Source organism: Dellaglioa sp. CoH-57-MRSF-22, from assembly GCF_056781895.1.
The window spans coordinates 1-383 of record NZ_JBXAXT010000115.1 but is presented as its reverse complement, the minus strand read 5'-3'; the positions used below and the strand labels follow the sequence as shown (position 1 = coordinate 383).

General features: G+C 50.9%; 1 protein-coding gene. It reads right to left on the bottom strand.

Annotated elements, in window-relative coordinates; genetic code table 11:
* A partial coding sequence (locus tag AC1RPR_RS08435) for a hypothetical protein (RefSeq protein WP_481763507.1) occupies positions 1-383 on the bottom strand: 383 nt, incomplete at both ends.

Sequence of the window (383 nt, the reverse complement as noted above, 5' to 3'; positions counted from 1 at the left end):
AATCTGTCACGTCTGTGCACACCGCTTGCTTCGCGAGTTTTTGCGCCGGCCTGATTGTAGGACCAGCGCTGCATGTTGCCCAGTTCCTCTGTATCTGTCAGACGGATGCGGGGATAATGACTCATACGCGCTTGAATCTTTTCGGCCAACCCCACAGTTGAGACAATGGCCAACATCTTTTTGTCTGAATTGTGGTTCCTGATGTTACCGCGCCCGATTGACTGGATAGCCTTATCCACAACATAATCTTCGTGAGCATCGTACTCGGGCAGTATAGCGTTCAAGAGCCGTGCGATATCTGGTCTCGGATTGATTGCAGCCAAGAACGCCACCACATTAGAGTGCATGAATTCGTTGCGACCTTCCACTTTACCCACGTTCAG